21 protein-coding genes are annotated in these 20,841 nt (G+C 56.7%); 11 read left to right on the forward strand and 10 right to left on the reverse strand.

Annotation, left to right across the window (positions count from 1 at the left end):
* Nucleotides 1–167 precede the first annotated feature (167 nt).
* From pnp to mtr, 5 genes are all read left to right on the forward strand, one after another.
* On the forward strand, nucleotides 168–2,306 hold the full coding sequence (gene pnp, locus RVY89_RS22405) for a polyribonucleotide nucleotidyltransferase (protein ID WP_023309332.1): 2,139 nt from the start codon (nucleotides 168–170) through the stop codon (nucleotides 2,304–2,306).
* A gap of 108 nt (nucleotides 2,307–2,414) precedes the next feature.
* Entirely contained in the window at nucleotides 2,415–3,299 is an 885-nt protein-coding gene (gene nlpI / locus RVY89_RS22410; RefSeq protein WP_371899174.1) for a lipoprotein NlpI, read from the forward strand.
* Nucleotides 3,300–3,406: 107 nt separating this feature from the next.
* Nucleotides 3,407–3,487 carry a protein YrbN gene (gene yrbN / locus RVY89_RS22415; protein WP_100122156.1) on the forward strand — a complete coding sequence of 27 codons (81 nt, stop codon included), beginning with the start codon at nucleotides 3,407–3,409 and terminating at the stop codon, nucleotides 3,485–3,487.
* Nucleotides 3,480–5,375, forward strand: coding sequence for a DEAD/DEAH family ATP-dependent RNA helicase (locus RVY89_RS22420; RefSeq protein ID WP_484826464.1), 1,896 nt, complete (start codon nucleotides 3,480–3,482; stop codon nucleotides 5,373–5,375). The genes yrbN and RVY89_RS22420 overlap by 8 nt, the downstream gene beginning before the upstream one ends.
* A gap of 143 nt (nucleotides 5,376–5,518) precedes the next feature.
* Nucleotides 5,519–6,763, forward strand: coding sequence for a tryptophan permease (mtr, locus tag RVY89_RS22425; RefSeq protein WP_484826465.1), 1,245 nt, complete (start codon nucleotides 5,519–5,521; stop codon nucleotides 6,761–6,763).
* Nucleotides 6,764–6,859: 96 nt separating this feature from the next.
* Here the strand turns inward: mtr and RVY89_RS22430 are convergent, their stop codons facing one another.
* The 3 genes from RVY89_RS22430 to ubiU all read right to left on the reverse strand — a co-directional run bounded on the left by RVY89_RS22430 (nucleotide 6,860) and on the right by ubiU (nucleotide 9,827).
* The gene (locus tag RVY89_RS22430) at nucleotides 6,860–7,867 is read right to left on the reverse strand and encodes a luciferase-like monooxygenase (protein WP_008501479.1); all 1,008 of its coding nucleotides are present in this window, start codon (nucleotides 7,865–7,867) and stop codon (nucleotides 6,860–6,862) included.
* A gap of 78 nt (nucleotides 7,868–7,945) precedes the next feature.
* Entirely contained in the window at nucleotides 7,946–8,824 is an 879-nt protein-coding gene (locus RVY89_RS22435; RefSeq protein WP_371899170.1) for a U32 family peptidase, read from the reverse strand.
* A 7-nt stretch (nucleotides 8,825–8,831) separates the two neighbouring features.
* Entirely contained in the window at nucleotides 8,832–9,827 is a 996-nt protein-coding gene (ubiU, locus tag RVY89_RS22440) for a ubiquinone anaerobic biosynthesis protein UbiU (RefSeq protein ID WP_021242249.1), read from the reverse strand.
* A 211-nt stretch (nucleotides 9,828–10,038) separates the two neighbouring features.
* On the opposite strand from ubiU, the gene ubiT reads away from it, so the two are divergent.
* Both ubiT and RVY89_RS22450 read left to right on the forward strand, forming a co-directional pair.
* On the forward strand, nucleotides 10,039–10,563 hold the full coding sequence (ubiT, locus tag RVY89_RS22445) for a ubiquinone anaerobic biosynthesis accessory factor UbiT (RefSeq protein ID WP_045910093.1): 525 nt from the start codon (nucleotides 10,039–10,041) through the stop codon (nucleotides 10,561–10,563).
* Complete coding sequence (locus RVY89_RS22450; protein ID WP_484826466.1) at nucleotides 10,557–11,060, forward strand: GNAT family N-acetyltransferase; 504 nt, start codon at nucleotides 10,557–10,559, stop codon at nucleotides 11,058–11,060. Before ubiT ends, RVY89_RS22450 begins: the two co-directional genes overlap by 7 nt.
* Here RVY89_RS22450 and RVY89_RS22455 read toward each other — a convergent pair.
* A complete protein-coding gene (locus tag RVY89_RS22455; protein ID WP_484826467.1) occupies nucleotides 11,047–11,376 on the reverse strand; it encodes a GIY-YIG nuclease family protein in 330 nt (109 codons plus the stop codon). The genes RVY89_RS22450 and RVY89_RS22455 overlap by 14 nt on opposite strands.
* 14 nt (nucleotides 11,377–11,390) lie before the next feature.
* Between RVY89_RS22455 and RVY89_RS22460 the strand changes: the two genes are divergently transcribed.
* Nucleotides 11,391–11,825: a YhbP family protein gene (locus tag RVY89_RS22460; protein ID WP_484826468.1), complete on the forward strand. Its 435-nt coding sequence runs from the start codon at nucleotides 11,391–11,393 to the stop codon at nucleotides 11,823–11,825.
* Here RVY89_RS22460 and RVY89_RS22465 read toward each other — a convergent pair.
* Nucleotides 11,805–12,323 carry a type 1 glutamine amidotransferase domain-containing protein gene (locus tag RVY89_RS22465; RefSeq protein ID WP_023333577.1) on the reverse strand — a complete coding sequence of 173 codons (519 nt, stop codon included), beginning with the start codon at nucleotides 12,321–12,323 and terminating at the stop codon, nucleotides 11,805–11,807. The genes RVY89_RS22460 and RVY89_RS22465 overlap by 21 nt on opposite strands.
* Nucleotides 12,324–12,451: 128 nt before the next feature.
* Between RVY89_RS22465 and RVY89_RS22470 the strand changes: the two genes are divergently transcribed.
* Together RVY89_RS22470 and RVY89_RS22475 are read left to right on the forward strand one after the other, a co-directional pair.
* Nucleotides 12,452–13,096 carry an NAD(P)H-binding protein gene (locus tag RVY89_RS22470; protein ID WP_484826469.1) on the forward strand — a complete coding sequence of 215 codons (645 nt, stop codon included), beginning with the start codon at nucleotides 12,452–12,454 and terminating at the stop codon, nucleotides 13,094–13,096.
* 40 nt (nucleotides 13,097–13,136) lie between these two features.
* Complete coding sequence (locus tag RVY89_RS22475) at nucleotides 13,137–14,174, forward strand: permease (RefSeq protein ID WP_484826470.1); 1,038 nt, start codon at nucleotides 13,137–13,139, stop codon at nucleotides 14,172–14,174.
* A gap of 50 nt (nucleotides 14,175–14,224) precedes the next feature.
* On the opposite strand, the gene dolP is transcribed toward RVY89_RS22475, so the two are convergent.
* Genes dolP through RVY89_RS22495 form a run of 4 tightly spaced genes read right to left on the reverse strand, consistent with a single transcriptional unit; the run spans nucleotide 14,225 to nucleotide 17,943 of the window.
* Nucleotides 14,225–14,800: a division/outer membrane stress-associated lipid-binding lipoprotein gene (dolP, locus tag RVY89_RS22480; protein WP_024906379.1), complete on the reverse strand. Its 576-nt coding sequence runs from the start codon at nucleotides 14,798–14,800 to the stop codon at nucleotides 14,225–14,227.
* A 9-nt stretch (nucleotides 14,801–14,809) separates the two neighbouring features.
* On the reverse strand, nucleotides 14,810–15,400 hold the full coding sequence (gene diaA / locus RVY89_RS22485) for a DnaA initiator-associating protein DiaA (RefSeq protein WP_003861754.1): 591 nt from the start codon (nucleotides 15,398–15,400) through the stop codon (nucleotides 14,810–14,812).
* A 21-nt stretch (nucleotides 15,401–15,421) separates the two neighbouring features.
* A complete protein-coding gene (locus tag RVY89_RS22490; RefSeq protein WP_111964949.1) occupies nucleotides 15,422–15,817 on the reverse strand; it encodes a YraN family protein in 396 nt (131 codons plus the stop codon).
* Nucleotides 15,775–17,943 carry a penicillin-binding protein activator gene (locus RVY89_RS22495; protein ID WP_484826471.1) on the reverse strand — a complete coding sequence of 723 codons (2,169 nt, stop codon included), beginning with the start codon at nucleotides 17,941–17,943 and terminating at the stop codon, nucleotides 15,775–15,777. Before RVY89_RS22495 ends, RVY89_RS22490 begins: the two co-directional genes overlap by 43 nt.
* A gap of 62 nt (nucleotides 17,944–18,005) precedes the next feature.
* On the opposite strand from RVY89_RS22495, the gene rsmI reads away from it, so the two are divergent.
* Nucleotides 18,006–18,869 (forward strand): 16S rRNA (cytidine(1402)-2'-O)-methyltransferase, encoded by an 864-nt coding sequence (gene rsmI / locus RVY89_RS22500; protein WP_133295191.1) that lies wholly within the window; start codon nucleotides 18,006–18,008, stop codon nucleotides 18,867–18,869.
* A 67-nt stretch (nucleotides 18,870–18,936) separates the two neighbouring features.
* On the opposite strand, the gene RVY89_RS22505 is transcribed toward rsmI, so the two are convergent.
* A complete protein-coding gene (locus RVY89_RS22505; protein WP_484826472.1) occupies nucleotides 18,937–20,826 on the reverse strand; it encodes an enterotoxin in 1,890 nt (629 codons plus the stop codon).
* Nucleotides 20,827–20,841: the final 15 nt, after the last annotated feature.

The raw sequence follows: 20,841 nt of genomic DNA on the forward strand, positions 1-20,841 counted from the left end.
TGTATTGTTGCTATAAATGATCTTCATTGCAGAGGTTCGCGCGGCTAATGAGAGGCTTCACCCATGGGGGTGTTGGTTGTCATTAGTCGCGAGGATGCGAAGAAGGTCGGGTCAAATCGACAGCACACCGGTGGTGTGCTGTCAAACATTTAAGAAAGGACAGAACTTTGCTGAATCCGATCGTTCGTAAATTCCAGTATGGTCAACATACCGTCACGCTGGAAACCGGCATGATGGCACGTCAGGCTACTGCTGCCGTTATGGTAAGCATGGATGACACTGCGGTATTCGTTACCGTTGTTGGCCAGAAAAAAGCTAAACCAGGTCAGGACTTCTTCCCGCTGACCGTTAACTATCAGGAGCGTACTTACGCTGCCGGTAAGATCCCGGGTGGTTTCTTCCGTCGTGAAGGCCGTCCAAGCGAAGGCGAAACCCTGATCGCGCGTCTGATTGACCGTCCGGTTCGCCCGCTGTTCCCGGAAGGCTTCGTTAACGAAGTACAGGTTATCGCGACCGTTGTTTCCGTTAACCCACAGGTTAACCCGGACATCGTTGCTATGATCGGCGCATCCGCTGCCCTGTCACTGTCTGGTATTCCATTCAATGGCCCAATCGGTGCCGCGCGTGTTGGCTACATCAACGACCAGTACGTGCTGAACCCAACTCAGGAAGAGCTGAAAGAAAGTAAGCTGGACCTGGTGGTTGCGGGTACTGAAGCGGCTGTGCTGATGGTTGAATCCGAAGCTGAACTGCTGAGCGAAGACCAGATGCTGGGCGCTGTGGTATTTGGCCACGACCAGCAGCAGATCGTTATCCAGAACATCAACGACCTGGTGAAAGAAGCCGGTAAACCACGTTGGGACTGGCAGCCAGAAGCGGCAAACGACGCGCTGAACGCACGCGTTGCAGCCCTGGCAGAATCTCGTCTGAGCGATGCATACCGCATCACTGACAAACAGGAGCGTTACGCTCAGGTTGACGTGATCAAGTCTGAAACTATCGCGACGCTGGTTGCTGAAGACGAAGCGCTGGACGCTAACGAACTGAGCGACATCCTGCACGCTATCGAGAAAAACGTTGTTCGTAGCCGCGTTCTGGCAGGCGAGCCGCGTATCGATGGCCGCGAAAAAGACATGATCCGTGGTCTGGATGTGCGTACTGGCGTTCTGCCACGTACTCACGGTTCCGCGCTGTTCACCCGTGGCGAAACGCAGGCGCTGGTTACCGCGACCCTGGGTACTGCACGTGACGCACAGATCATCGACGAACTGATGGGCGAGCGCACTGACAGCTTCCTGTTCCACTACAACTTCCCTCCGTACTCCGTAGGCGAAACCGGTATGGTTGGCTCGCCGAAGCGTCGTGAAATTGGTCACGGTCGTCTGGCGAAGCGCGGCGTACTGGCAGTCATGCCAGAAGCAGACAAATTCCCGTACACCGTACGTGTGGTGTCTGAAATCACCGAATCCAACGGTTCTTCTTCCATGGCTTCCGTGTGTGGTGCTTCTCTGGCGCTGATGGATGCAGGCGTGCCAATCAAAGCCGCCGTTGCGGGTATCGCAATGGGTCTGGTGAAAGAAGGCGACAACTTCGTTGTTCTGTCTGACATTCTGGGCGACGAAGACCACCTGGGTGATATGGACTTCAAAGTAGCGGGTTCCCGCGAAGGTATCTCTGCGCTGCAGATGGATATCAAAATTGAAGGTATCACCAAAGAGATCATGCAGGTTGCTCTGAACCAGGCTAAAGGTGCGCGTCTGCACATCCTGGGCGTGATGGAACAGGCGATTAACGCGCCGCGTGGCGACATTTCTCAGTTCGCTCCACGTATCCACACCATCAAGATCAACCCAGACAAGATCAAAGATGTTATCGGTAAGGGCGGTTCCGTAATCCGTGCTCTGACCGAAGAGACTGGCACCACGATCGAAATCGAAGATGACGGTACTGTGAAGATCGCAGCAACCGACGGCGAGAAAGCGAAATTCGCGATCCGTCGCATCGAAGAAATCACTGCAGAGATCGAAGTGGGCCGCGTCTACGCAGGTAAAGTGACCCGTATCGTTGACTTTGGCGCGTTTGTTGCCATCGGTGGCGGTAAAGAAGGTCTGGTTCACATCTCTCAGATCGCTGACAAGCGCGTTGAGAAAGTGACCGATTACCTGCAGATGGGTCAGGAAGTACCGGTTAAAGTTCTGGAAGTTGATCGCCAGGGCCGTATCCGTCTGAGCATTAAAGAAGCAACCGAGCAGTCTCAGCCAGCTGCTGCGCCAGAAGCACAGGCAGCAGAACAGCAAGGCGAGTAAGTTGCCATTTGCCCTCCGCTTTGCGGAGGGCCTATTATCAGGCAGGACGCCTTGTTAAGCCGCCGGGGGACAGGACGTTCATCCAATAGTTGTCTTCGGGAGTGGGAAATGAAGCCTTTTTTGCGCTGGTGTTTCGTTGCGACAGCTTTAACGCTGGCAGGATGCAGCAACTCTGCCTGGCGTAAGAGCGAAGTCCTCGCAGTGCCATTGCAACCGACTTTGCAGCAGGAAGTGATTCTGGCACGCATGGAACAAATTCTTGCCAGTCGGGCTTTAACCGATGAAGAACGCGCACAGCTTTTATATGAGCGCGGAGTGTTGTATGATAGTCTCGGTCTGAGGGCATTGGCGCGAAATGATTTTTCACAAGCGCTGGCTATCCGACCTGATATGCCGGAAGTATTCAATTACTTAGGCATTTATTTAACGCAGGCAGGCAATTTTGATGCTGCCTATGAAGCGTTTGATTCTGTACTTGAGCTTGATCCAACTTACAACTACGCGCACTTGAATCGCGGTATCGCACTGTATTACGGCGGTCGTGACAAGTTAGCGCAAGATGATCTGCTGGCGTTTTATCAAGACGATCCTAATGATCCTTTCCGTAGCCTGTGGCTTTACATCGTTGAGCGGAAGCTCGATGAGAAGCAGGCAAAAGAGGCACTGAAACAGCGCTTCGATAAATCGGACAAGGAACAGTGGGGATGGAACATTGTCGAGTTCTACCTGGGCAACATTAGCGAAGCAACGCTGATGGAACGCCTCAAGGCGGACGCAACGGATAACACCTCGCTCGCTGAGCATCTCAGTGAAACCAACTTCTATTTAGGTAAGTACTACCTAAGTCTGGGGGATAAGGACAGCGCTACGGCACTGTTCAAATTAGCGGTTGCTAACAACGTACACAACTTCGTTGAGCACCGTTATGCATTGTTGGAATTATCGCTCTTGGGCCAGGAGCAAGACGACCTGGCAGAATCGGACCAGCAATAGCTGACGACATAAACATCAGCCCGTAATCTTTTGATTGCCATCACCTTAACTGGTGAGGGCGTTGTTGTTCGTCAATACACCTACTTTGAGCCGGTTCACACTTTTCAATGAAAATTGCTAATCATTTTCACGATGAGCTAAGTAGACTGGCCGCCATTGACATTGAGGCACTCGTACTACATGGCTGAATTCGAAACCACTTTTGCAGATCTGGGCCTGAAGGCTCCTATCCTTGAAGCCCTTAACGATCTGGGTTACGAAAAACCATCTCCGATCCAGGCTGAGTGTATCCCACACCTGCTTTCTGGTCGTGACGTGCTGGGCATGGCCCAGACTGGTAGCGGTAAAACTGCAGCATTCTCGCTGCCGCTGCTGAACAACATTGATCCGGACCTGCGTGCACCGCAGATCCTCGTCCTGGCTCCAACCCGTGAACTGGCTGTTCAGGTTGCAGAGGCCATGACGGAATTCTCTAAACATATGCGCGGCGTAAACGTGGTAGCCCTGTACGGCGGCCAGCGTTATGACGTGCAGTTACGCGCCCTGCGCCAGGGCCCACAGATTGTTGTCGGTACGCCGGGCCGTCTGCTGGATCACCTGAAGCGCGGTACTCTGGACCTCTCTAAACTGAGCGGCCTGGTACTGGATGAAGCAGATGAAATGCTGCGTATGGGCTTCATCGAAGACGTCGAAACCATCATGGCGCAGATCCCAGACGGTCATCAGACCGCGCTGTTCTCTGCCACCATGCCAGAAGCGATTCGTCGTATCACCAAGCGCTTCATGAACGATCCTCAGGAAGTGCGTATTCAGTCCAGCGTAACCACTCGCCCGGACATCAGCCAGAGCTACTGGTCTGTGTACGGCATGCGCAAAAACGAAGCGCTGGTACGTTTCCTGGAAGCGGAAGATTTTGATGCGGCGATTATCTTCGTTCGTACCAAAAACGCGACCCTGGAAGTGGCTGAAGCCCTGGAGCGTAGCGGCTACAACAGCGCAGCGCTGAACGGTGACATGAACCAGGCCCTGCGTGAGCAGACTCTGGAGCGTCTGAAAGACGGTCGTCTGGATATCCTGATTGCAACCGACGTGGCAGCACGTGGTCTGGACGTTGAGCGTATCAGCCTGGTTGTGAACTACGACATCCCGATGGATTCCGAGTCTTACGTTCACCGTATCGGCCGTACCGGTCGTGCGGGTCGCGCTGGCCGTGCGCTGCTGTTCGTTGAGAACCGCGAGCGTCGTCTGCTGCGTAACATTGAACGCACTATGAAGCTGACCATTCCAGAAGCTGACCTGCCAAACGCAGAGCTGCTGGGCAAACGCCGTCTGGAAAAATTCGCCGCGAAAGTACAGCAGCAGCTGGAAAGCAGCGATCTGGATCAGTACCGTGCGCTGCTGTCGCAGATTCAGCCTGTTGCTGAAGGCGAAGAGCTGGACATGGAAACCCTGGCCGCAGCACTGCTGAAAATGGCTCAGGGCGAACGTAGCCTGATCGTGCCACCAGATGCGCCGATGCGTCCTAAGCGTGAATTCCGTGACCGTGACGATCGCTTCGAACGTCGTGGCGACCGTAATGACCGTGGCCCACGTGGTGACCGTCCAGAGCGTGGTGGTGAAGATCGTCCACGTCGTGAACGTCGCGAAGCAGGTGATATGGAACTGTACCGCATTGAAGTGGGCCGTGATGATGGCGTTGAAGTTCGTCACATCGTTGGCGCGATCGCTAACGAAGGCGATATCAGCAGCCGTTACATTGGTAACATCAAGCTGTTCGCATCCCACTCTACCATCGAGCTGCCAAAAGGCATGCCGGGCGAAGTGCTGCAGCACTTTACGCGTACCCGCATTCTGAACAAGCCGATGAACATGCAGCTTCTGGGCGATGCGCAGCCACGTCCTGACCGCGGTGGCGAACGTCGTGGCGGTGGTCGCAGCTTCGGCGGCGAGCGTCGTGAAGGCGGTCGCAGCGAAGGTCGCGGTGGTGAAGGTCGTCGTTTCTCCGGCGAGCGTCGCGAAAACCGTGGCCCACGTCGTGAAGAAGGCACCAGCCGTCGTCGTTTCGGTGACGCATAAGCCTTACGCTTACTGACGTAAAGTAAAATATACAGCCCCGATACATGCTATCGGGGCTTTTTTTATTCCTTTTGTACTCTTGTACTGGTACAGTGCGTCACATTAAAATGCAGAAAAGCATGATTGACTGGAGAAAAGGCTGTATGGCGACACTAACCACCACCCAAACGTCACCTTCGCTGCTTGGCGGCGTGGTGATCATCGGCGGAACAATCATTGGTGCCGGGATGTTTTCCCTGCCCGTGGTCATGTCCGGTGCGTGGTTCTTCTGGTCGCTGGCTGCGCTGGTCTTCACCTGGTTCTGCATGCTCCATTCCGGGCTGATGATCCTTGAAGCCAACCTGAACTATCGCATTGGCTCCAGCTTCGACACCATCACCAAAGATCTGCTGGGCAAAGGCTGGAACCTGGTGAACGGGCTTTCCATCGCCTTTGTGCTCTATATCCTGACCTATGCGTATATCTCGGCGAGCGGCTCGATTCTTCATCACACCTTCTCGGAGATGTCACTGAACGTTCCGGCGCGTGTGGCGGGGCTCTGTTTTGCTCTGGCCGTGGCGTTTATCGTCTGGATGAGTACTAAAGCGGTGAGCCGCATGACGGCAATCGTATTAGGCGCGAAGGTCATCACCTTCTTCCTGACCTTCGGCAGCCTGCTGGGGCACGTGACGCCCGCCACGCTGTTTAACGTCGCCGAAGTGAACACTTCCTACACGCCGTACCTTCTGATGACGCTGCCGTTCTGTCTGGCGTCGTTCGGCTACCACGGCAACGTGCCGAGCCTGATGAAGTACTACGGCAAAGATCCGCGCACCATTGTGAAGTGTCTGGTCTACGGCACGCTGTTGGCGCTGGGTCTGTATGTGATTTGGCTGCTGGGGACGATGGGCAACATCCCGCGTCCGGAATTTATCGGCATTGCCCAGAAGGGCGGTAACATTGACGTATTGGTACAGGCCCTGAGCGGCGTGCTGAACAGCCGCAGCCTGGATCTGCTGCTGGTTATCTTCTCTAACTTTGCGGTGGCGAGCTCTTTCCTCGGTGTGACCCTGGGGCTGTTCGACTATCTGGCGGATCTGTTCGGCTTTGACGATTCTGCGATGGGGCGCTTTAAAACTGCGCTGCTGACCTTCCTGCCGCCGATTGTGGGTGGTCTGCTGTGGCCGAATGGCTTCCTGTACGCCATCGGCTATGCCGGACTGGCGGCAACCATCTGGGCGGCGATTGTGCCGGCGCTGCTGGCACGTAAATCACGTAAACGCTTCGGCAGCCCGAAATTCCGCGTCTGGGGAGGCAAGCCAATGATTGCACTGATACTGGTGTTTGGTGTTGGTAACGCGCTGGTCCACGTGCTGTCGAGTTTTAACCTGCTGCCTGTTTACCATTAAATCGTGCGGCCTGATCCCCTCACCCCGCCCCTCTCCCGAAGGGAGAGGGAGAAAACCGTAGGCCGGATAAGGCGAAGCCGCCATCCGGCAAAAAAACTACCCTACCAGCTCTTCTTTCACCTGCATGGCCAAATCAAACGAATGCAATCGCGCCTGGTGATCGAAAATCTGGCCGTTAACCATAATTTCATCCGCCTGCGTTTCGCGCAGCACCGCCTCCAGCCCGTGACGCACTTTCGCTTTATCGCCTACCAGCGACATGCTCAGCGCCTGCTGAACGCCATACTGCTCTGAAGCTGACCACAGCTGATGCATATTCTCCACCGGCGGCGGAAGCTGGCCCGTCTCACCGCGGCGCAGCTTCACAAACGCCTGCTGCATAGAGGTGAACAGGAATTCCGCGTCGCGATTGCTGTCGGCAGCAATGATGTTGATGCACACCATCGCGTACGGCTTCTCCAGACGCTCGGACGGTTTGAAGTGCGTGCGGTAAAGATGCAGCGCCTGATGCAGCATATCCGGCGCGAAGTGCGAGGCAAACGCAAACGGCAGCCCCAGCTGGGCGGCGAGCTGCGCGCTGTAGAGGCTTGAGCCTAACAGCCATACCGGGATCTTCTCACCGTAGCCCGGTACCGGGCGCACGTGCGGGTTCGGATCGCGCGCGTCGAACCAGTCCACCAGTTCGGCCACATCGCGCGGGAAGTTGTCGATATCGCCGCTCATATGGCGGCGCAGGGCGCGCATGGTCGGCTGGTCGCTGCCGGGCGCACGACCAAGGCCCAAATCAATACGCCCCGGATAGAGGGTATTCAGGGTGCCAAACTGCTCGGCAATCACCAGCGGTGCGTGGTTAGGTAACATCACGCCACCCGAACCAAGATGTAAAGTCGTGGTGTTTGCGGCTAAATAGCCAATCAGTACCGATGTGGCGGCGCTGGCAATGCCCACCATGTTGTGGTGCTCGGCCAGCCAGTAGCGGTGATAGCCACGCTTTTCGGCCAGCTGAGCCAGATCCAGAGAGTGCGAAAAGGCTTCTCTTGCCGAGGCGCCTTGTGGGATCGGCGCCAGATCCAGCACCGAAAACGGAAGGGTTTTGTCAGTCATAACAGCTCACTTTGTCGACGGTGAATCTTTAATACTGCATTAAAAAATGATAACCGTTGTTAACAAAGTGAGCCTTTTTTACGCCTGCAGCTCCAGCCCGGCCAGACGCTTCCAGTAGCCGTTGCAGTCGCTGTTTGCCGTCAGCGGCAGCGGAGCGGCGCCGTTTTCGTTGGCGCGGAAGGCATCCAGCATCGCAAACACGCCGGTATCCAGCGGCGACAGCCGAACCATATCCACCAGACCGTCCATCGACGCCAGCTCGTTGCCGAGGTTATAAACATAGCCGCTCATGGTCTGAATACCGTTGAGGACAAACACCTGCTGATTCTCCTGCGAAAGCATGCTGCGCCCGTTCGGATACTTAATGCAGCAGGTTTCGCACTCGTCTTTCGGGCGATCTTCCGAGCGCGCGGTGAAGCAGCGGGCGGAGTAGGCCAGCGGCAGATGCCCGTAGCTCAGCACTTCCACTTCAAACTGATTGCGAATGCCGAGCTCTTCACACTGCGTGAGCAGGTTTGCCAGCCAGTCGCGGGAGAGTTCCACCGGCATGCACCAGCGCGTCATCCCCTGTTTGAGCAGCAGGCGCAGGGTCACGGCGTTGTAACAGTTCAGGGCATGGCCCGCGACAAACGGCAGCTTGCGTTCGGCGCACATGTTCACCACGCCGAGATCGCTCGCTTCCAGCAGGAACTCGCCGTTTTCGACGTAGCGCTTCAGCTCGCCCAGTTCGGAAGACGCCTGCACCAGCGCGAGCGTGGAGAGCACCACCTGTTTGCCGCTGCCGGCCAGGCTTTTCGCCATGTCCAGCCAGTCGCCCACTTTGGTGGCGCGGCGCTTGCTGCACACCGCCTCGCCGAGGTAAATCACATCGGCGCTGCTGGTGGCGGCCTGTTGGTAAAAATCTTCCAGCGTCTCTTTTGGCCAGTAGTAGAGCACCGGCCCTAATGAATATTTCATGATTTTCTCACTGCCATTTACGGTGATACGCGCCGAGCGTGGTTTGCGTGCCTTCGGACATCGATCCGAGCGTTTCCATCCAGGCCTGCTGCGGAGCGTAGTTCTGCGGGTCCGCCATGCAGCGGTCGATGGCCTGGCGCCACACTTTCGCCACCTGGCTCACGTAGGCCGGGCTGCGCTGACGACCTTCGATTTTCACCGAGGCAATATTGGCCGCCAGCAGTTCAGGCAGCAGCTCCAGCGTGTTGAGGCTGGTCGGCTCCTCCAGCGCGTGGTAGCGCTCGCCGTCGACAAGATAGCGGCCTTTACACAGGGTTGGATAACCGGCATTTTCGCCGTCCTGATAGCGGTCGATCAGCACCTCATTCAGGCGGGATTCCAGCCCCTGAGGAGTCTGCTGCCAGCGGACAAAGCGGGCAGGTGAACAGGCCCCGACGGTATTTGGCGATTCACCGGTTAAATACGAAGAAAGATAGCAACGGCCTTCGGCCATAATGCACAGGCTGCCAAAGGCAAAAACCTCCAGCGGCACTGGCGTGACGCGTGCGAGTTGCTTAACCTGATGAATAGAGAGCACGCGCGGCAGCACCACGCGGGCCACGTCAAAGTTTCGGTGATAAAAACGCACCGCCTCTTCGTTGGTGGCAGATGCCTGAACAGAGACGTGGCGCTCAATATGGGGATAGCGTTCTGCCGCATACTCAAGCATGGCGAGGTCGGCCAGGATCAGCGCATCGGCACCTAGCTGTGCTGCCATATCCACCGCGCGCTGCCAGCGGGCGTAGCCGTCAGGATGAGCAAAGGTATTGATGGCGATATGCAGTTTGCGGCGGTGCTGGTGAACGAAGTTAACGGCTTCCTGAAGCTTTTTCTCCGTAAAGTTGAGGCCAGCAAAATGGCGGGCGTTGGTATCATCTTTCAGCCCGATATAGACCGCATCGGCCCCATTTTCGATGGCCGCCTTAAGCGCCGGAAGATTTCCGGCAGGGCAGAGCAGCTCCATAATTTATCCTGATGTAGTCGATCGCAAAATTGTTAACGAGCTGGGATTTTAATTAACCCATAGGCGACAATTTTTGATTTAAGGCAGCTAATGGCGTATTGATGACACCAATAATGAGTTACGGCGGACGACGGTTTGTTGATTTACGCCGCTATGTTGCGCTTCGGATATGGCAAAATAGCAGGACTATAGATATCAGGGAGTAAAGCTCGTGCTGGATAAACTGCGTTCACGTCTCGTACAATTTGGTCCATCAATGCTGAGCGTGCCGGTCAAGCTGGCGCCGTTCGCGCTTAAACGTCAGGTGCTGGAGCAGGTCCTGAGCTGGCAGTTCCGCCAGGCGCTGCAGGATGGCGAGCTGGAATTCCTGGAAGGCCGCTGGTTAAGCATTGAAGTGCGTGACATCGGGCTGCGCTGGTTTACCTCCGTTGAGAATGACCAGCTGATCGTCCGCGAAACCGCCGAGGCGGATGTGAGCTTTAGCGCCAACGCCAGCGATCTGCTGATGATCGCCGCGCGTAAGCAGGATCCGGATACGCTCTTCTTCCAGCGCCGTCTGGTGATTGAAGGCGACACGGAACTGGGCCTGTACGTGAAAAATTTAATGGATGCCATTGAGCTGGAGCAGATGCCGAAAGCGCTGCGCGTGATGTTAATGCAAATGGCAGATTTCGTTGAGGCCGGGCTGAAAGCCCCGCCGGACAGTAAACACACTTCAGTAGGTGAGCCATGCTGATTCGAGTCGAAATAGGGATTGATGCGCCGGGGATCGATGCGCTGCTGCGCCGTGCTTTCGCGAGCGATGCCGAAGCCCAGCTGGTCCACGATCTCCGCGAAGACGGTCTGATTACGCTAGGGCTGGTCGCCACCGATGACGAAGGTCAGGTGGTGGGCTACGTTGCCTTCAGTCCAGTCACCGTTCAGGGTGAAGAGCTGCAGTGGGTCGGCATGGCGCCGCTGGCGATAGATGCAAACTATCGCGGGCAAGGTCTGGCGCGTCAGCTGGTCTATGAAGGGCTGGATTCGCTCAATGAGTTCGGTTATGCGGCCGTTGTTGCACTGGGCGATCCGGCGTTCTATGGTCGTTTAGGCTTCGAGCAGGCCGCGCATTACGATCTGCGCTGCCGCTGGCCGGGTACGGAATCCGCTTTCCAGGTACACCGTCTGGCGGACGACGCGCTCAATGGCGTCAATGGCCTGGTCGAGTACCACGACCATTTCAATCGCTTTTAATCAGGCTCTCGCGTAGCGCCTCAAAGGAGCCGTCTCCGGTCACGAGGCGCTCTTTCTGGCGCTTCGTCAGCTGTTTGATGCGGTATTCCAGCCTGAGCGCCAGCGATCGGTCACCGACGGGCGCCGAAAAGGCGAGCTGTAATTCCCCTTTTCCCCGCAGCGCTTTTGCCCCTTTCCCCGTTTGATGTTGTAAAAAACGTCGCGCCACATCGGTGGTGATCCCAGTGTAGAGTGCGTTATCAGCGGTTCGGACAAGATAGAGAAACCAGCACACGGTAATTGGATTCAGTATGTTAAGGTGAACGCACCATAGCATGAGAGAGAACGAAAATGGAAACACTGGCCGCCATTAACCGCTGGCTGGCAAAGCAGCATGTTGTCACCTGGTGCGTCTATGACGAGGGTGAAATGTGGTGCGCAAACGCGTTTTACTACTACGACCCTGAGCGCGTGGCGTTTTATGTCATGAGCGAAGACAAAACGCGTCATGCGCAGATGACCGGCCAGCAGGCGAAGGTGGCGGGTACGGTAAACGGCCAGCCGAAAACGGTCGCGCTGATCCGCGGCGTGCAGTTCAAAGGGGAGATCCGTCGCCTGGACGGCGAAGAGAGCGACGCGAGCCGTAAGCTCTACACGCGCCGCTTTCCCGTTGCCGCTGCGCTAAAAGCCCCGGTGTGGGAAATCCGCCTCGATGAGCTGAAATTTACCGACAACACCCTGGGCTTTGGCAAGAAGCTGCACTGGCTACGCGCCGAGCAGGCGTAGCGCTTCGCGGTTAAACGCCGGGAGATCGTCCGGGGTCCGGCTGGTGATCAGCTGGTCTTTGTCGTTGACTACCTCCTGATCGTAAAACTCGGCCCCCGCATTTTTCAGATCGATAACGATCGGTTTCACGGCGGTAAGCTTACGCCCGCGGACCACTTCTGCGCTGATGAGCAGCTGCGGGCCGTGACAGATGGCAAAGACCGGTTTACCGGTAGAGACAAAATCCCGGGTGAAGGTCACGAAGCGCTCGTCCCCGCGCAGGGAATCCGGGGAATGGCCACCGGGTAACAGCAGGGCGTCGAAATCTGAGGGGCTAACGTTATCGATGGTCTCATCAATGGTTACGGTCGCCTCGCCCTTATGGCCTGTCACCGTTTTGCCCGCCTCTTTCTCAATGGTGATGACCTCATGTCCCGCCTTGCGGAACGCCTCTGCAGGAGAGGTGAACTCTGAATCTTCAAACTCGTCGGTAATCAAGACTGCGATTTTCTTGCCCATGCTTCCTCCGTTGTTTTGGCTTCAGACTGATTTTTCTCCGCTTGTGGTAAATACTTACCTGTAACAGACTTCTAAGTGTGGTCGACGACGCTGAGTTCGCAAACGGACAATTCTGTAAAGGGGATACGATGAGTCAGGTTTTGATTACCGGGGCTACCGGGCTAGTGGGCGATCATCTGCTGCGGCTGCTGATTCAGGACCGCCGCGTGAACTACATCGCCGCCCCGACGCGCCGACCGCTGGCGGACATCTCCGGCGTCTTTAATCCGCACGATCCGCAGCTGACGGACGCGCTGGCGCAGTTGCAGGACCCGATTGATATCGCCTTTTGCTGTCTGGGCACCACGCGGCGGGAGGCGGGGAGCAAAGAGGCATTTATCCACGCCGACTATACGCTGGTGGTGGATACCGCGCTTACGGCGAAAAAGCTGGGGGCCAGACATTTTCTGGTGGTCAGCGCGCTGGGTGCCAGTGCCGGATCGCCTTTCTTCTACAACAAGGTGAAGGGCAAGATGGAGGATGCGCTGATTGCGCAGAAATGGGAGCAGCTGACGATTGTGCGCCCCTCGATGCTGATCGGCCACCGCGACGAGCGCCGCTTTAACGAGTCGATGCTGGCTCCGCTGTTTCGCATTCTTCCAGGCAACTGGAAAGCCATTGAGGCGCGGGACGTCGCGCGGGCGATGTTAAAAGAGGGGCTGGCCCCGTCGAAAGCGGGCGTAAACATTATCCCTTCGGCAAAACTGCGTGAAATCGCGCAGGGCGAGGCGTAAACTCCCCCGGCTAATAACCTAATACTCTCCGGGGAATGCTATGACTGGTCAGTCTTCATCTCAGGCGGCAACACCTGTTCAATGGTGGAAGCCCGCACTCTTCTTTCTCGTGGTCATTATTGGCCTCTGGTACGTGAAATGGCAGCCGTACTACGGCAAAGCCTTCACCGCCGCCGAAACGCACAGCATCGGTAAATCTATACTCGCTCAGGCTGATGCCAGCCCGCTTCAGGCAGCGTGGGACTATGCCATGGTCTACTTCCTTGCCGTCTGGAAGGCCGCCGTCTTAGGCGTGATCCTGGGCTCACTGATTCAGGTGCTTATCCCGCGTAACTGGCTGGTGAAAAACCTCGGGCAGCCGCGCTTTCAGGGTACGCTGCTGGGAACGATCTTCTCCCTGCCGGGCATGATGTGCTCCTGCTGCGCTGCGCCCGTGGCGGCAGGGATGCGCCGCCAGCGCGTGTCGATGGGCGGTGCATTGGCGTTCTGGATGGGAAACCCGCTGCTTAACCCGGCGACGCTGGTGTTTATGGGCTTTGTCCTGGGCTGGCATTTCGCGTTCATTCGTCTGGTGGCCGGACTGCTGACCGTGCTGGTGGTGGCGACGCTGGTGCAAAAACTGGTGAAGGATAAGGCGCCAGAGTCCGCGTCGGTTGAGCTCGACGTCAGCGAGCCGCAGGGCGGGTTCTTTGCCCGCTGGGGCAGGGCGCTATGGCAGCTTTTCTGGAGCACCATCCCGGTCTATATCCTGGCGGTGCTGGTTCTTGGGGCGGCGCGCGTCTGGCTCTTCCCGCATGCGGATGGCGCTATCGACAACACGCTGTTGTGGGTCATTGCGATGGCCGTTGCAGGCTGCCTGTTTGTGATCCCTACCGCCGCAGAAATTCCCATTGTTCAGACCATGATGCTGGCCGGCATGGGCACCGCACCGGCGCTGGCGTTGCTCATCACGTTGCCTGCCATCAGCCTGCCGTCGCTTATCATGCTGCGTAAGTCATTCCCGGCGAAAGCGCTGTGGCTTACCGCTGGGCTGGTGGCGTTAAGTGGCGTGATGGTGGGGAGTATTGCGTTGCTGTAAAAAAAAGCCCGGTGGCGCTAGCGCTTACCGGGCCTACAGTAATGTGTGGCTTACTTGATGTACGTAAACGCTGTGGTGACGTGCTTCACGCCGCTCACCCGGCTGGCGATATCGGCCGCCGCTTTCCCTTCACGATCGGTCACCAGACCCAGCAGGAACACTTCGCCGTTTTCAGTCGTCACTTTCACGTTAGAGGATTTCACCTGGTCCGAGCCCAGCAGCTGGGAACGCACTTTGGTCGTGATCCAGGTATCGGAAGAGGCATCACCCAGGCCAATTGGCTTGCCCTGACGCACTTCGTTAAACACCTCTGTGGTTCCTTCAACGCCCATTGCAATCTGTTTTGCACGCGAGGCGAGTTCCATATTCGGCGCCTGGCCTGCCAGCAGCACTTTGCCCTGGTAAGCCGTCACGTTGATACGCGCCTCTTTCTTGATCTGTTCGTCTTTCGACAGCGCACTGTTGACGCGCAGCTCCAGCGTACCGTCATCCACCTGTGTCCCCACAGAGCGCGGATCGGTTGCCGCTTTGGTGCCTACCGCGGCGGTACCCACAACGGCCGCAGCGATACATCCCTGAAGCAGTAATGCAGACATAAGGACTGCGAGGGTCGATAAAGCCTTCATAAGAACTCCTTAATCATCCTGGTGAGGGAAAAGCGTGTTATCGATCAAGTCGCATAAGCAGTTCACCGTGAGCATATGCATTTCCTGAATACGTGCGCTCCGGTGAGACGGAATGCGGATTTCCACATCCTGCGGCCCAAGCAGACCCGCCAGCTCACCCCCGTCATAGCCGGTTAGGGCCACGATGGTCATGTCGCGGGTGACGGCGGCTTCAACGGCTTTGACAATATCCCGGCTATTGCCGCGCGTGGAGATGGCCAGCAGCACATCTCCGGCGTGACCCAGGGCTCGCACCTGCTTTGCGTAAATTTCGTCATGCAGACGATCGTTAGCAATCGCCGTTAAGACCACATTATCGGTATTAAGTGCAATGGCGGGTAAACTCGGGCGTTCTGTTTCAAAGCGATTGATCATGCTGGCAGCAAAATGCTGTGCGTTGGCGGCTGACGTGCCGTTGCCACAACAGAGGATTTTGTTGCCATTAAGCAGGGATTGCACCAGCGTCATTGCGGCACGCGAGATAGCATCCGGAAGGGCTTCCGCCGCGGCAATTTGAGTCTGGATGCTTTCTGTGAAGCACACTTTAATTCTTTCGAGCACGTTATCCCTTTTAAATCTTAATTATGCGTCTTCGCCAAAAGCGTTTTTAAGCCATTCGATCTCATTTCCGGTGAAGGCTATCACATCGAACCGGCAATCCACAGTATCAAAACTCCCATTATGGCGGGCAAGCCACAAGTGGGCAGTCTGTAATAATTTATGTTGTTTGGCGAGCGTCACGCTGGCGGCAGCACCGCCAAAACGGGAGGACTGTCGAAAGCGGACTTCTACAAACACGGTGACCTGACCGTCTTTCATGATCAGGTCAATTTCGCCGCCGCGCCCGCGGACGTTAGCGGCGATAAAGCGCAGTCCTTTGCCTTCAAGCCAGCGACGCGCCTTTAACTCCCACGCATCGCCGGTCTCTTTACGGCTTAACTGGCCGGGACGATCTGCCCCTGCTGGTATTTGAGCCATGATAACTTCCTGTTAATCACGCAGTCCTGAGTCGCGGTCAGATCGCCGGTGTTGCCGTTAAGCTCAAAGCCCGGCACCTGACGCATCTGGGTAAAGTGGTTCGCCAGCGCCCATGCATCGACACCCATTGCATACAGACGCGCCAGCGAATAATCGTTACGTACGGTACTCAGCGCCTGCTGCATCAGCGCCGGGTTGCTGCCTGCCAGCATCGGAATTTCGCTGTACTGCAGACCGTCCATTTCCAGACGGAAATCCGGGCCAGCGGTGCCCTGTGCGCTGCGGGAGCTGGCGTAGAGCGTTGCGCCGCTCTGGCTGCCGTTACGCATCGCGATCATCGGTTTGATAAAGGCGATCTCCTGCGGCGTGGCAACGATATAGGCCGCATCCACTTTACCGCCACCGCTAATCTGCGCGTCGGTTGGTGGGGCAGGGATCGTCAGGCCGCCAATCGTCACGCCCTGCTGCTGTGGCAGGCTAGCGGTGACCGGGCTACCGTTAAGCGCGATACCCGCTCCGCCGTTTACGCCCGCACGCAGTTCAGAGACGGAACCGAATTTCTGCTGCAGCACCACGCCGCCGCCGAGCTTCTGCCACTCATCGGCAAAGGCATTGGCTACGCGATCGCCCAGCGCGCTGCGTGGGATGAGCAGCAGCGGAGCCTGTTTGCCCTGCTCGTGAATATGACGCGCCGCATCGCGGGCTTCATCTTCAGGGGAAAGCGCAAAATAGCAAATATTGGCCCGGTTCTGAACCTGCTCTGGCTGGTTGAGCGCCAGCACGTTCAGCGTGGTATTGCTCTTCATCAGCTCTTCCACGTTGTTTTTCAGCAGTGGACCGACAACGATGCTCGCCCCGTCCTGTTGAACCTGCGCCAGAACCTGGTCAAGCGGCTGCGAGCTGGTGTCGTAGATTTTCAACTCAGCGCCCGGGTTGGCGCTGGTGGTTGCCACGGCCTGCGGCTGCGCGGCAGGTTGAGCGGTAGGCTGTGCAGTCTGCTGTTGAGGCTGTTCTGCAGTTGCGTCAGGCGCTGGCGCCGCTTGCGTCTCGGCCGGGGCCGGGGCCTGGGTCGCAGGTGCTGTAGTTGACGGTGCTGCTGTAGCCGGAGGCGTCGTCGGGGCCGTCACCGGGTTTTGCATCGTGCCCTGCGCTGGCGCTTGCGCCGTGGTCAGGTCGCTGGTCTCTGCGGCAGATGGGCTGACAACATCATTCACGTTAGCCGCCTGGGCCGCCTGTGCAGGAACGGCGCTGCCGGTTACCGACGTCGTGCCGTTTTTCGCCGCTTCAAAGCCCTGCTGAATGGTACGGCCAAACACCGCCGCCTGGCCGTTGAGCGGCAGAAGCAGGGCGATTTTGCTGGTCGAGGCGGGCTTAAAGTTCTGCACGTTCACCAGCTGGGTTGGCAGCATTTTCGCGCCCGGGTTTTGCGGGTAGCGCGTCTGCCAGTCCGTAATACCGGCTTTCAGCATCTTTGGATCGCTGCGGTTGTTAAACCACATCTGCTGCAGATCCAGCCAGCCCTGCAGGACGTTTTCATCCGCGTTGATGACCAGCGCCTGCGCCTGTTCCTGCGTCATCGACGCCAGCGCTTGCCAGGTGGCATCAATATTTTTCTGCTTATCAGCACCGCCGAGCAGCGGCTCTTGCGCGACGAGGGCACGGAGCAGCGTCAGGGAAGGTCGCCCCTGCTCCGCGGTAATGCCCGCCTGCCAGAAGCGAGCCTGCTGATTTTTATCCAGCGCGCTCACGTCAATGTCCCCGAGGATCTTCTTCGCGGCGGCGTAATCTTTCAGCGCGACCTTCAGCTCGGCAGAGAGCAGGCTCTGCTCACGACGCTGGGCGTCGTTAAGATCTTTCGGCAACTGGTTAAACAGTTCGGCAGCCTGCTGGGTTTTACCCTCTTTCAGCAGTGCACGAATGGCGAGTAATTGCCAGTTGGTCTTGGTATCATTTGAACTCTGCGACATTTGTTGCAGATAAAAGCCAGAATCAGCCTGAGCAGAACCCTGAAGATGGGCGGTGCTCTGGTCAGGTGCCTGGGTGCCACAGCCTGCAAAGATCAGGGCTGCCAGCAGAAGCGGCACGCTGCGCGTGGCTTTTTTTCGAAGAAACGTTAACGGTACCATACTGTATCCAGTGATTTTTTTTACGCAATGCTCAATATTAAATCGGCAATACGGACGAAACAATGAAACAACACGAAACGGCAGATAATTCTCAAGGCCAGCTTTATATTGTACCTACTCCTATCGGGAATTTGTCTGATATTACCCAACGTGCGCTCACCGTACTGCAAGCTGTTGATTTAATTGCTGCTGAAGATACCCGCCATACCGGCCTGCTGCTGCAACATTTCGCGATTAACGCCCGTTTGTTTGCTCTGCACGATCACAATGAGCAACAAAAAGCCGAAACGCTGGTGGCGAAGCTGAAAGAGGGGCAGAACATTGCTCTGGTCTCCGACGCCGGTACGCCGCTGATCAACGATCCCGGCTATCACCTGGTGCGTACCTGTCGTGAAGCCGGTATTCGCGTTGTGCCGCTGCCCGGGCCGTGCGCCGCGATTGCTGCGTTAAGCGCTGCAGGTCTGCCGTCTGACCGTTTCTGCTATGAAGGCTTCCTGCCTGCCAAATCCAAAGGCCGCCGCGACGTCTTAAAAGACCTGGAAGCGGAACCGCGCACCCTGATTTTCTACGAATCCACGCACCGCCTGCTGGAGAGCCTGGAAGATATGGTGACCGTCTGGGGAGAAGGCCGCTACGTGGTGCTGGCGCGCGAGTTGACCAAAACCTGGGAAACCATCCACGGAGCGCCGGTAGGTGAACTTCTGGCGTGGGTGAAGGAAGACGAAAACCGCCGCAAGGGTGAAATGGTGCTGATTGTCGAAGGACATAAAGCGCAGGAGGACGCGCTTCCTGCCGACGCGCTGCGCACGCTGGCGCTGCTGCAGGCGGAACTGCCGCTGAAGAAAGCGGCGGCATTAGCTGCGGAGATCCACGGCGTGAAGAAAAATGCGCTGTATAAGCATGCGCTGGAGCAGCAGGGGGAATAAGCCCCTGCCGCCTGTTTTGCCGGGTGGCGGCTGCGCCTTACCCGGCCTGCAGATCTTTATATGCCTTTTAATTAACCGGCATCGCCTCAAACACCAGCGTTTCCAGCGGCTGCAGCGTAATCACCACCGCGTTTTTGTACGCCTCCGGTACGGTTGAGTTACGTCCATACACCGCCTTCAGACTAAACTGCGCCGCGTTTCCCGTCGGGACTTCGAAATCTCTCGTCAAATCCAGGTAGTAGCTTTGTGGCTTATCCGACGGGTTACGCAATCCGAGAATCGCTTTGTCTTTATTCCATGAAGCCCAGCCGTAAACCTGCAGCGCGGTTGGATCACCACCAATCCAGTGGGTATCCACCAGCACGCTGGCGTTTTCCCGGGACCATTTCGCCGCCTGCGCCAGGGTGTCCCACTTCGCCTTATTCAGCATTGAAGGGGTGATATACAGCTCCTGCAGCTGCGTACCGGTCGCGAAGTAGCTCCAGACCTGGTCGGCAAAATCGCTGTCCGTTTGTACTTTCTCAAGACCGTAGTAGGCGTTCTCCGCGCTGACGATCCCGTGGTACATCAGCGAGTTCAGCGGGAACAGCGGGCCCTTGCGCACAATGGAGCGATACGTTTCCGCATCGCGGTAGGTCATCCACTGCTGCACCGGCGTGCCGGGGCCGTAAAGGTTGATGTCATCGCCCTGGCGCCAGATGGAATCAGCGTAGAACAGCCAGGACGGGCTGGCGTTGGTCCCGGTGGTCAGGTTGATAAACAGATTCTGGTTGGCGCTGCGCATGTTATGCAGCAGGGCGATGGAGGCGTCAAAATCCGAGGCATACGGGCTGCCCTGGATATGCGCGTTGGCATTACCCATTCCGTCCAGCTTGAATGAGGTAATGTGTTCGTTTTTGATAAGCTTAACGATCTGCTCATTGAAGTTCTTAAAGTAGTTCGGACCTGACAGCGCCAGCTTCCCGTCAACGGTTTCGAATCCATACTCTTTTGCATGCGAAACGCGAGTATCGCGCGGTTTGTTGTATCCACCCCACGGCGAGAGCCACAGACCCACGGAACTGTGCAGGCTGTCGGCTTTTTCCCGAACTTTGCCAAAACCGTTGCTGAATGCCGGGCCAAACAGCCAGCGCCCGGTAAGGTCGTCCCAGCCGTCGTCCAGCAGGAAGGCGTCCAGCGCTACGCCGCGTCCGGTGATAAATTCCTTATTCCACTGGTCCATCCGCCCCAGCACATCCTGCTCGGAGTAAGGAGTAAAGAAGCCGATGTCCATCCAGCTGTTGTAGTGCAGATAAGGCTTATACGGACGGGGGCGCACGGCATCGATAAACTGATTCACGCTGCGGCGCAGCTGACTGATTTCAGGGAAGGTGCCGAAATATGTGGTGTAGCTGACCGGTGTTTCAGGCTGAATGGGGGTTTTCAATTCTACGTTGAGATTGGTTGTCGCTTCATAGGCGTAAGTATTCACGATCGGTTTATCCGGCAAAATAAAGAACGAATCAGCCACGATCGGCGAACTGTTAATTGCCCCGTCTACGTAAGGCGCCTGCGACTGCTTTTTCGTCGGGAAGAAGGTGATTTTTGCGACGTCTCGCGGCTGGCCGACTGCGGCAACGGTGTAGTCGATGCTGGCGTATTTCCCCTTCACCAGATTCAGCTTCACAGTTACGTTAAAGTCCGGATGGGTAAAGTCGACGACAATCGCGCTGTCCTGCTTTTCGACGTGCTTGATTTTAAAATCTGCGGTGTGGATTTTTGTCTCATCCGGCAGCGTCAGAAAGAACAGCTCCTGCGGCGTGAGAGGATGGTTAGCTTTGCTGTCCTTAACCACTACGGTTGAGTTTGCATCATCAAACGACAGGGCAATATTGTCGTTACTGAGCGCGTAGTTCGCGGCTGCCGCGCCATGAGAAACAGAAAGAGCCAGCAGCGAAAGAGTGAGCACTTTTTTCATCGGGTTAAGATCCTT

The organism is Enterobacter sp. 3U4, from assembly GCF_057224565.1.

Coding starts and splice junctions, on each gene's coding strand:
- nlpI (WP_371899174.1), top strand. CDS start 2,415: ATGAAGCCTTTTTTGCGCTGGTGTTTCGTTGCGACAGCTTTAACGCTG.
- yrbN (WP_100122156.1), top strand. CDS start 3,407: ATGAAAATTGCTAATCATTTTCACGATGAGCTAAGTAGACTGGCCGCC.
- RVY89_RS22420 (WP_484826464.1), top strand. CDS start 3,480: ATGGCTGAATTCGAAACCACTTTTGCAGATCTGGGCCTGAAGGCTCCT.
- mtr (WP_484826465.1), top strand. CDS start 5,519: ATGGCGACACTAACCACCACCCAAACGTCACCTTCGCTGCTTGGCGGC.
- RVY89_RS22430 (WP_008501479.1), bottom strand. CDS start 7,867: ATGACTGACAAAACCCTTCCGTTTTCGGTGCTGGATCTGGCGCCGATC.
- RVY89_RS22435 (WP_371899170.1), bottom strand. CDS start 8,824: ATGAAATATTCATTAGGGCCGGTGCTCTACTACTGGCCAAAAGAGACG.
- ubiU (WP_021242249.1), bottom strand. CDS start 9,827: ATGGAGCTGCTCTGCCCTGCCGGAAATCTTCCGGCGCTTAAGGCGGCC.
- RVY89_RS22450 (WP_484826466.1), top strand. CDS start 10,557: ATGCTGATTCGAGTCGAAATAGGGATTGATGCGCCGGGGATCGATGCG.
- RVY89_RS22455 (WP_484826467.1), bottom strand. CDS start 11,376: ATGCTATGGTGCGTTCACCTTAACATACTGAATCCAATTACCGTGTGC.
- RVY89_RS22460 (WP_484826468.1), top strand. CDS start 11,391: ATGGAAACACTGGCCGCCATTAACCGCTGGCTGGCAAAGCAGCATGTT.
- RVY89_RS22465 (WP_023333577.1), bottom strand. CDS start 12,323: ATGGGCAAGAAAATCGCAGTCTTGATTACCGACGAGTTTGAAGATTCA.
- RVY89_RS22470 (WP_484826469.1), top strand. CDS start 12,452: ATGAGTCAGGTTTTGATTACCGGGGCTACCGGGCTAGTGGGCGATCAT.
- RVY89_RS22475 (WP_484826470.1), top strand. CDS start 13,137: ATGACTGGTCAGTCTTCATCTCAGGCGGCAACACCTGTTCAATGGTGG.
- dolP (WP_024906379.1), bottom strand. CDS start 14,800: ATGAAGGCTTTATCGACCCTCGCAGTCCTTATGTCTGCATTACTGCTT.
- RVY89_RS22490 (WP_111964949.1), bottom strand. CDS start 15,817: ATGGCTCAAATACCAGCAGGGGCAGATCGTCCCGGCCAGTTAAGCCGT.
- RVY89_RS22495 (WP_484826471.1), bottom strand. CDS start 17,943: ATGGTACCGTTAACGTTTCTTCGAAAAAAAGCCACGCGCAGCGTGCCG.
- rsmI (WP_133295191.1), top strand. CDS start 18,006: ATGAAACAACACGAAACGGCAGATAATTCTCAAGGCCAGCTTTATATT.
- RVY89_RS22505 (WP_484826472.1), bottom strand. CDS start 20,826: ATGAAAAAAGTGCTCACTCTTTCGCTGCTGGCTCTTTCTGTTTCTCAT.